Consider the following 10,941-nt stretch of genomic DNA (forward strand, 5'->3'; position numbering starts at 1 on the left):
ATCTTATTTTGTTTCTATTTTTGTGTTACTTATTTTCTTAATGAGTAACAAGAATCAACTAAAAGTGTAAGTTGAGTTAGGTTTTTGTTTTTAAAAATATTTATCCAACAAAATCCCGAAAGTGATTACAATAATCAACAAATCACTTTCAAAAGGTGCATTAACAGTAAAGCCTTTTTGTTTATATATGTTTTTTAGTCTTTCAATTTCATCTGGATCAAAATAGCCTTGTTTTTTAATTAAATCATAGGATAAAATGTCATTTATATATTCAATATTATTTTGAAGTAAAAAAGGACTTCCAGGTGCTATAAAATGAAACTTTTCTCTATCAAAAACTTGTTTAGGTAAGAACTTGGTTGCCATCTTTTTGAGGATATACTTCTCAGTAAAATCTTTCAATTTCAATTCAGATGGTACTCTTGTAGAAAACTCTATTAAATCCTTATCTAAAAACGGATACCTAACTTCAACTGAATTTGCCATTGCCATTCTATCACCATGATCAGAAACTAGATGATCCACTAATCTAAGTTTATAATCGATATAAGCCCTTTTATTCAACACATCTCTATTATTTATTCGGTCTTTATTGATTACTTTATGATTCAAACAATTGAATTCGTTAAATGATGCATTCACTTCTGTTGAGTATAGCTTCTTTTTGAGTTCATTAAACTCTGAATAGTTTTTTTCGTAAAAAAAGGATTGGTCACCCCAAAGGTTTTTACGAATATCACTTTCTAATGTTTCAATAGGAAATTGGTTAACGTTCATCCCTCTCATTTTATCAAATCTATAACCAACATATCCAGCAAAAAACTCGTCTGCGCCTTCTCCTGAAAGGATTACTTTAATTCCTTTGTCTCTAACGGATTCTGAAAGTGACAATGAGGCAGTATTATAGGTTTCTTTTATAGGACATTCACTGTGATAAACAGAATGTTGTAGTCTTTCACTAATATCATTATGAAAAAAAGTACGCTGATTCAGTTTAGAATTACTTTCTTGTGCAATAAGCTTTTGATATACTGATTCAGAATGTTGAGAATCAATAAAATCAATAGAAAAAGCTTCTTTTTTTACTTTTGGAGCTAGCTGGTTTACCCGCATAGTTATCATTGATGAATCTAATCCTCCACTTAGATAAAGTCCGGAAGGCACATCGGCTCTTAGTCTTAAATTAATAGCCTTATCAAAAAGAGCTTCTAATTCTTCTAGATAATAGTCTTCCGTTTTTCCGTTCATTTTAACTTCTCCTTCAGGAAAAATTAAATCCCAATATTCTGTATTAGTAATTTGACCATTATCATTAACAGTCAAGTAATATCCATTTTCAAGACTTTTAATATTTTTGAACATTGTTCTTGGACTAGATAATCCAGGAAAAGTAAATACCTGATCTAAACCTGTTAAATCCACTTCTCTTTTCACATAAGGATGTTCTAGAATTGCCTTAATTTCTGAACCAAAAATGAAAGTATTATTCACCAAAGTGTAATGAAACGGAATAATTCCCATTTGATCACGTGCACAAAACATTTTTTTCTTTCTTTTATCATATAAAGCAAATGCAAATTGACCGTTAAGCATATTCAAGAATTCCATTCCATAATCTTCGTACAAATGAATGATTACTTCAACATCAGAACTTGTTCTAAATACATGCCCTTTGCTTTTTAGTTGCTCTCTCAATTCTATGTAATTGAAAATTTCACCATTACAAACCAATAAGACAGTTTCGTCTTCGTTGTAAATGGGTTGCATTCCATTTTCTAAACCTATAATACTAAGACGGGTAAAGCCTAGTGCTATATTGTCAAAGGTTACGGTGTCTTGTGCATCTGGTCCTCTATGAATAAGCTTGTTATTCATATTCTCAATTATTTTTTTATCTTCAACCGATACTCGTTTATCGAATTTTACAAAACCACATATTCCACACATGTTTATTATCTTTTTTTTAGTTAAACGTTTAATCATTCAACCTTATAAAAAGGTTGAATTTAATTTATTAGTAAGTTTTTAGTGATTTTAAAAATTGATATCTGCTTCCTGAAATTCCAATTCAATATTTTTAATATTTGCTGATACATTGTTTAGTACAGTAATTAAAATATTTTTGTAGTAATTTTTTAAAACGTCTATTATTTCTTCATTGTACAATTCATTACTATATATGAAGATTATATTCATTTGATTATTACTTTCATTTACCTCTATCTTAAATTCATAAGTAGATGTTCTTACATCTTTATTAATCAAAATAGGTGTAAAACTTAAGGATTTTAATTCCTCTTCACCATCTACTGTATCCGAAACAGCAAAATGTACATCAACAATTGGATTACGTTCTTTTCTGTCTTCTTTATTTATCAATGAAACCATTTGATCAAATTGAAAATCCTGATTATCAAATGCTGTCAAAACACAGTCTTTAACTTCAGATAAGAAATCGAGATAGGTAATATCTGGATTAACTTTAACTCTTAAAGGCAAAATATTCACAAATGTTCCTACTAAACCGTTTAACTCTGGATGTGTCCTTCCTATAGCATCTGTGCCAATGATTACATCATTATTCTCAGAAGTTTTTGATAATAGTAAATAATATACTGAGAGTAAGAACATGAAATTTGAAACTTTAGCATCGGTGGTAAATTTCTTGATGTTTTCAAATAATTCTCCATTGATTTCCAATACGCTTGTAGAAACTGTATATGTACTTATATTTTTTCTATCCTGAAGTGTAGGTAACTCTAATCTAGGCAACTGACCCGATAATCTTTTTTCCCAATAATTCTTTTGATTTTGCATTTTACTATTAAGACTCATTTGCCAAACTGTAAAATCAACATATCTCAATTTTAGAGGTTTTAAATCCTGTCCTTCATATAACGCTTTGAAATCTTTTATCAAAATATCTAAAGATATACCGTCACATACAATATGGTGAACATCAATAAACAAAATATTGCATTTATTTTTACGAACAAACAATGCTGCTCTGAAAAGAGATTCATCTGATAGATTAAATGGACGAACAAAATGATTGAAAGCTTCTGGTAAATCTTCATAATCATTTTCGTTTATTACATCTAATTTAAATGTTACTTTTTCATTTATTTTTTGAACCACTCCATTTTCTAAAAGATTGAAACTTGTACGCAAACATTCATGTCTATCAATTAGTTTTTGAAATGCCTGTGTTAATTTATCAATATTAATTTCTTTATTGATTTCTAATGAAGTGAAAATATTCCACCCCATATTGTTGACATCCAATGACTGTTGATAATACATTCTTTCTTGTGCAGATGATGCTGGATAATGCTCCATTTTTTCAACTCTTGCTATTGTTAGCTCTTTTTCTTTACTCGCATTTTCAATTACTTGTGAAAGTTTTTCTATGGAAGGATTATCAAACACATCTTTTAAACTTAACTTGACATCACTGATCTTTCTAATATTACTAATCAACAAGATCACACGAATTGAATTTCCTCCTAATTCAAAAAAGCTTTTGTTGACGCTTACAATCTCTTTATCTATTTTTAAGACATTAGCATAAATTTCAACAAGTTCCTTTTCTAGTTTATTTGAAGGTGCTTTATAGCCCAATTCTACTTCAATATCTGGTAATGATTTTTTATCTAGTTTACCATTTTTTGTAAGAGGCATTTTATCAAGTGCAATATAATTTACGGGAACCATATAATCTGGCAAAACTGTTAAAAGATAATCTCTAAAGACACCTGTATCTATAAAAATATCAGAAACAAAATATGCAACTAAAAATTTATCGAGACCAGATTCTTTAACTATGACTATTGCCTCTTTGATATCTGAATAAGAATACATTTTACTTTCAATTTCTCCCAGTTCTATTCTATAACCACTGATTTTTATTTGGTCATCAATTCTACCTTTGAATATGATATTACCATCAGCCATTCGGACAGCTAGGTCACCCGTTTTATACATTTTTTCAGACTTAATAAAAGGATTCTTAATAAACTTTTCATTAGTAAGTTCTTCATTACCTAAATATCCTCTTGCTATACCATTACCTGAAACATATAATTCTCCTTTTACACCTACTGGAACAGGTTTTAAAGATTTGTCGAGTAGATATATTTGAGTATTATCAATAGGAATTCCTATAGGTACACTATGAAAATCATCTTCTTTGTTAAATTTATAAATCATACATCCAACTGTAGCTTCAGTTGGTCCATATTCATTATAGATTTCTATATTTTCTTCAAACTTATTTAATATATCAAGAGCTAATTTTGTTTCAAAATCTTCACCTCCAACAATGATTCTTTTAGAGTTATTAGAATACTCGAAATCTATTTCTTTAATAATTTTCAAATGCGAAGGAGTAAGTTTGATTACGTCAATATCCTTGTTTTCAAATACTTTCTCTACTAGTGATTCATTTCCATCATCTGGAAACATTATAACTGTATTTCCAGTAATAAGAGGAGTAAAAATAGATGTAATTGTTAAATCAAAAGAAATTGAAGTAAACAGTGGAAATGTTGATTTCATTCCGTTAACGTACTGTGCGGAAGCAAACATAATATAATTTACTAAGGATTGATGTTCTATCATTACACCTTTAGGATTTCCAGTAGACCCAGAAGTAAATATAATGTATGCTAATGTTTTAGGATCTATTGAACCAGATTGGTAAGGTATTTTCTGATGATTTTTTATGTCATTCAATTCTTCATCAAGCTTAAGAATATTAATAGATAATGATGAATTCACATATTTATCCATTGTTACTAATAATTTCAAGCCAGAATCTTCAGCAATAACATTTACTCTATCTATTGGAGATTTCACATCAATTGGTATGAATGCTGCTCCTACTTTCAAAACGCCCAATATGATAGGAATAAGATTGATATCTCTATCCAGCATTATTCCAATTAAATCTCCAGCATTAATTCCTTTTATCTCTTTCAGGTAAGCTGCAATACGATCTGATTCATTTTTCAATTCCTGAAAACTCAAAGTTTGATTTTTATCTTTTATTGCAATTTTATTAGGAAAATTAACAACTTGATTTTCAAATAATTCAATGATTGTTTCTTGACTTCTTTGAACTGTTTTTGTTTGATTGATATTGGAAATCAATTGCTCTTCATCATCCAATAGAATATCTGAAATTTTGATTTCAGGATTATTGATAACTGAGTTGATAATTTTTTTATAATACTTTATAAATCTTTCTACTGTTTCTCTTTTAAATAAACCAAATGAATATTCAAGTCTTAAAAATAATTCATTACCATCGCTACTTTCTACTGCCGAAAACATTAAGTCAAACTTAGAAACATTAAGTGCCTTTTCTTCGAAGTTATCGAAGTTGATTAGTTCTAATCCAGGAATTTTTAGTTCCATATCTTCTGAACTTGTCTGATATTCAAACAACACATCAAATAAAGGGTTTCTGTTAGATACTCTTTTCACATTAAGATCATCAACCAATTCCTCAAAAGGATATTCCTGATTATCGAAACAAGCAATTGCATTCATTTTTACTTCTGAGACAAATTCACTAAATGTTAAGTCAGCCTTTGGAAAGTTTCTAATTGGTAAAACATTAACAAAATCGCCAATAACACTATCAAGATCAGAATGTTGCCTTCCTGCTACAGGTGAGCCAACTATAATATCATCTTGGTTACAAAGCTTACCAAGAAAAATATTAAAAATTGAAAGAAGCACCATGTAATTTGTTGCTTTTTCTGTTTCTGCAAGTTTTTTCAAACCAATAGTTTCTTGGAGTGTAAGTATTATATTGATTGCTTCTCCAGTATTATTGGATACTAAAGGCCTTGCAAAATCTGCTGGTAATTCTAAATATGAAAACCCTTCAGAAAATTCATCATTCCAAAAAGATTTTTGTGCACTTATTTTCTGCATACGTTCTTCACTCAACTGCCATTCAGCGTAGTCTTTATACTGTACTTTAAGTTCTGGTAATACTTCATTATTATAAAGCCTCATGAAATCATAAATAAGAATTCCTTGAGAGATAGCATCCGATATAATATGATGGTTGTCAACCATAAGCATGTGTTCCTCTGGGCCTAATTCTATAATTCCTACCCTCATTAATGGACATGAATCTAGTTTAAATGGTGCTATAAATTTTTTAATAATTCCAGATACATTATCTTCTTCAACATTATAAATCGAAATATTAAAAGATACATGATCTTCTATTTTCTGCATAGGAACTCCATTAACTTGAACAAAACAAGTACGTAAACTTTCGTGTCGTTCAAACAGCTGTCTAAATATATCCGAAATACGATCAATATCTATTTTCCCTTTTAGTTTTACAATTCGAGGTAAATTATAAGCCAAAGATGTTTTCGAAAATTCATGTATAAAATACGATCTTTTTTGAACAGAACTTAATGGATAATATTCTTTCTTCTCTGTTTTGGGAATAGACAAATATTTTATTTCTTCTGTACCTTGTTCTTTTTTATTCAGAATTAGTTTACTGATTTTTTCTAGCGTACTGTTATCAAAAAACTCCTTTATAGAGATTTCAATATTAAAAGCAGATAGAATTTTTCTTATAATAGTTAATGCTTTTAAAGAATCTCCTCCTATTTCAAAGAAGTCATCTTCCATATCTATTGTTTTTCCAAAGAAATCCTCCCATAAAGTTTTCATTGTGATTTCCACTGCATTAGACATATCTCCTCCAGATACAGATAATCTTTCATATAAAGCATTATGATCTGCTTTATCATCTACTGAAGAGTTTTGGTTATTATTCCTATTGATCCATTCATCAATTCTTATTTGTAAATCTTTTTTAGAAATTACAATTGGAGAAAATTCATTCATGAAAAGAGACTGCTCTACAACTTCAAATATTTCATCAATGTTTAAAATACTAGTATCTTCGGGAACTTCACTGAAATCTAATCCATCAAAATTAACACAAATCCAGTTTCGGGAATCTTTCATGTTCCTTTTTGAACTTACGAAATAATCTATAAAACTATTAGATGAAGCGTAGCCTCCAAAACCAAGGCCTCCAAGAATAGAAGATAATGAAGATACTACAAAACAAAAATCTAGTTGTTTATCCTGAAAAGTAGTATCAAGGTTAACGATACCTTGAATTTTTGCATCAAAATGTTCTTGATAATCATTTCTGCTAAGCACATCAAACATATTAATAGAGTTTCCACTTATAATTCCTGCTGCATGGATAATTCCATTTATCGCTCCAAATTTTTCTTCCGCTTTTTGAACAACATTTTTTAAGGAATTTTCATCAGAAATATTACAATTAAAATAGTAAGCTTCTCCAAGTTGTTCTAACTTAAGCATTCTATCAACCTTGATATTATTTTTTTCATTATTCCATTCTTCTCTTGAAGGCATTAATGAACGTCCAAGAAGAATGACTTTTGCTTTATAATTTTTTAAGATATATTGAGATAAATTGAATCCAAGATTACCTAATCCTCCTGTAATTAAATAAACTCCTCCTTCTTTAAAACCTGACTTATCTGGAGCTTGTTCAATCTTTAAACGATCAAAAAACTGCTCCCAGCGATTCGCATTTCTTATTGAAACCGTTCTTCCAGACTGTATATATTTAACCTCTTCATATAAACATTGTAAGTCTGGCATTTGACTTAATGAAATATCAATATGCCCTGTTGTTAATCCAATACTTTCTTGTGAAATTACTTTAAGTAATCCTAACTGAGCTGATTTTTTTACTTCAAGAATTTCATTTCCTGTAATATTATGAAAATCATTCGTAATAAGAATCAATTTTTTATTTTCTGAATTTGTAATCTTTTTAATTGATTTTGCAACACTTAAAAGATGAAAAAAATCTTTATTGGCTTTCTCTTGGCTTTCATATTCATTTTTCGAGATATTCCATGCGTATATTACTTTATTTGTTTTTTTACCTTCTGTTGAGAGACTCTGAAAAAGTTTTGCATAATGATCTTCGTTCTCTGGATCAATTTGATATGTTTGAGAATCTCGTTTACTAAATTCATTCCCTTTAGTAACAATAGTAACATTCTCAGATTCTTGATTCAATTTTTGAAACAAAGATTCTCCCACTCCTAATTTATCAGAAAATAAAAGAATATGCTCATCATAGATAACCTCCTTTTTAAAAAGTGACGCTTTCTTCCATGAAGATGAATAATACCATGAAGATGAATCTCCAATCTTAAGCATAGAATTAGAATCATTCAAAATCATTTTAAAGGCATCTATGTTTGCAGGATATTCCACTTTATCAAATGAATAGGTAGGAAGAGAAACTTTTAATCTAACTTCATCAGCTTTATATAAATTTTTCCAATCTACATCTAAACCATTTTCCCACATGTGTCCTAATGCTGAAATTAAATTTTTTTGATCATTGATTTCTTCATTAGGATGACGTACTAAATTAATTACTGTATGTCCTTCACTTTTGAATTTATTACTATTTACAAGTGATGTCAATACTTTACCAGGACCTACTTCTAAAATGATAGCCTTTTTATTTTTTAAAATCTCTTCTACATTATCTGAAAATCTAACAGTCTCTCTTATATGATTTACCCAATATTTCGGTTGAGCTATTTCTAAATCAGTTGCTAAAACGCCTGATAGATTTGATAAGAATGGAATCTGTTGAGGATTTATCTGTATTTTATCGATAATAGCCTCAAAATCATCTAATATCTCATCCATCATGTACGAGTGATAAGCATGTGATGCTTGCAAAAATTTACTTACATATCCTTTTTGCTCTATAAAGACAATAAACCTTTCTATAGACTCATCTTTTCCTGAAACCACACATAATTCAGAACTATTAACAGCTGCTAAAGAAATATCATCAAATTCCTTTAATAAAGGTAGTAGTTCTTTTTCACTAATAGAAACACTAAGCATTGTTCCTTTTGATACTTTCTGCATTAATTCTGCTCTCTTTACAATTAGCATTAATGCATCTTCTAAAGAAAATATACCACTTACACATGCAGCAACATACTTACCAGTACTGTGTCCTCCAACCATATCAGGTTTAATACCCCATTTTGTAAGAGTTTGTGCTAGTGCATACTCAACAATAAACAATAAAGGTTGAGAAAATTCAATTTCATTGATTTTTTCTGCCCATTCAGAACCTTCATCTGCTAGTAAAAGTGGTCTTAAATCTTTATTGAAATTATTCTTAATAATAGTCACACATTGATCTACGGTCTCTTTAAATATGGGTTCCGAAGTATATAGATCTTTACACATTCCTACATATTGAGATCCATAACCTGGGAACATGAAAGCAAGAACTGGTTTATTATTCTCTGAAATACTTTTATCTTTCACTTTAATAGAATCTAGCATCGTTAGTGCATCTTCATGATCACAACAAGCTAAAGTTGCCCTGTAGTTCATTGCTGTTCTACCTACTTGCAATGTATGTGCAATATCTGCCAATTTAGCATCAGGGTTTGAATTAAAATAAGTTTTAAAATCAACTATACTTCTCTCTAATGAAGTCTTGGTTTTAGCTGAAAAAACTAAAAGTTGATGTTTACGACTTTGTGAAGAGACTTTTGGCTTTGGAGCTTCTTCTAAAATAATATGTGCATTAGTTCCTCCTATTCCAAAAGAGCTTACACCTGCTCTTAATGGGTATTTATCATTTTTCCATTCTTTTAACTCTGCATTAACATAAAATGGGCTTTCTGAAAAATTTATTTTTGGATTTGGTGTTTTGTAATGCAAATTAGCAGGAATCAGTCGATTCTTTAAAGACAAAACAGTCTTAATAAATCCCGTCACTCCTGAAGCAATATCTAAATGTCCTACATTTGTTTTTACAGATCCTAAGGCACAATATTTCTCATTACTCTTTCCAAAAGAATTAATTAGAGCCTCAACTTCAATAGGGTCTCCAAGTTTAGTTGCTGTTCCATGAGCTTCAACATAACTGATACTTTCTGCTTTAATTTTAGACATACTCAATGCTTTCATTATGGCTTGAGATTGTCCATCAATACTAGGTGCTGTATAAGCAATTTTATTAGAACCATCATTATTAACTCCACTTCCTTTAATAATAGCGTATATGTGATCACCATCCGAAATAGCATCTGCTAACCTTTTTAGAACAACAACACCAACACCTTCACTTCCAATAGTTCCAGTTGCTTCAGCATCAAAAGTACGACAGTGACCGTCTTTAGAGTCAATCATACCTTCTTCATGTATATACCCTTTCTTTGAATAATTTTTAATTGTTATTCCGCCAGCAAGAGCTATCTTACATTCTCTTAATAACAAGCTCATACATGCTCTCTGGATGGCTACCAATGAAGTGGAACAAGCTGTATTTATATAAACTGAGGGTCCTTGCAAGTTTAATAAATAAGAAACTCTTGAACATAGAAATGTAGCATCACGTAATTGAAAAGCATTAAAATTATTTACCTCATTGTCCATGTTAGTTAACAAAGAATAGGTAAGCCAATTTACATTAGATGCAGCTCCTGCAAAAAGACCTATTTTTTGATTGTTAGTAGTAACATCACAACCTGCATCTTCAAGTGCTTTCCAACAGTTTTCATGAAATAACCTCAATTGAGGATCCATTAATTTCGCTTCTGAAGGAGTGTAGCCAAAAAATGCCGCATCAAAATATTCTTTATTCTTTAAATATGCATTTGCTTTAACATAAGAAGGGTTCTTTACGATACTTTTCTCTTCTCCTTCGTTTAACACCTCTTCTTCACTAAAAAAACTAATCGATTCAACTCCGTTTTTTAAATTTTCCCAAAATTGATTTACATCATCTGCTCCAGGGAATTGCCCTGACATACCAATGATGGCAATTTCAACACCGTTATAATTATCCATACGTATAAATTA

At 29.8% G+C, this 10,941-nt stretch carries 2 protein-coding genes; both read right to left on the reverse strand.

Annotated elements, in window-relative coordinates:
- Positions 1 to 90: 90 nt before the first annotated feature.
- Positions 91 to 1,947 (reverse strand): asparagine synthase (glutamine-hydrolyzing), encoded by a 1,857-nt coding sequence (gene asnB / locus FIA58_RS09555; protein ID WP_140962256.1) that lies wholly within the window; start codon positions 1,945 to 1,947, stop codon positions 91 to 93.
- Between the two features lie 87 nt (positions 1,948 to 2,034).
- On the reverse strand, positions 2,035 to 10,929 hold the full coding sequence (locus FIA58_RS09560) for a hybrid non-ribosomal peptide synthetase/type I polyketide synthase (protein WP_140962257.1): 8,895 nt from the start codon (positions 10,927 to 10,929) through the stop codon (positions 2,035 to 2,037).
- Positions 10,930 to 10,941 lie beyond the last annotated feature (12 nt).

Origin of the sequence: Flavobacterium jejuense, assembly GCF_006491595.2 — a bacterium.
Lineage (GTDB): Bacteria > Bacteroidota > Bacteroidia > Flavobacteriales > Flavobacteriaceae > Flavobacterium > Flavobacterium jejuense.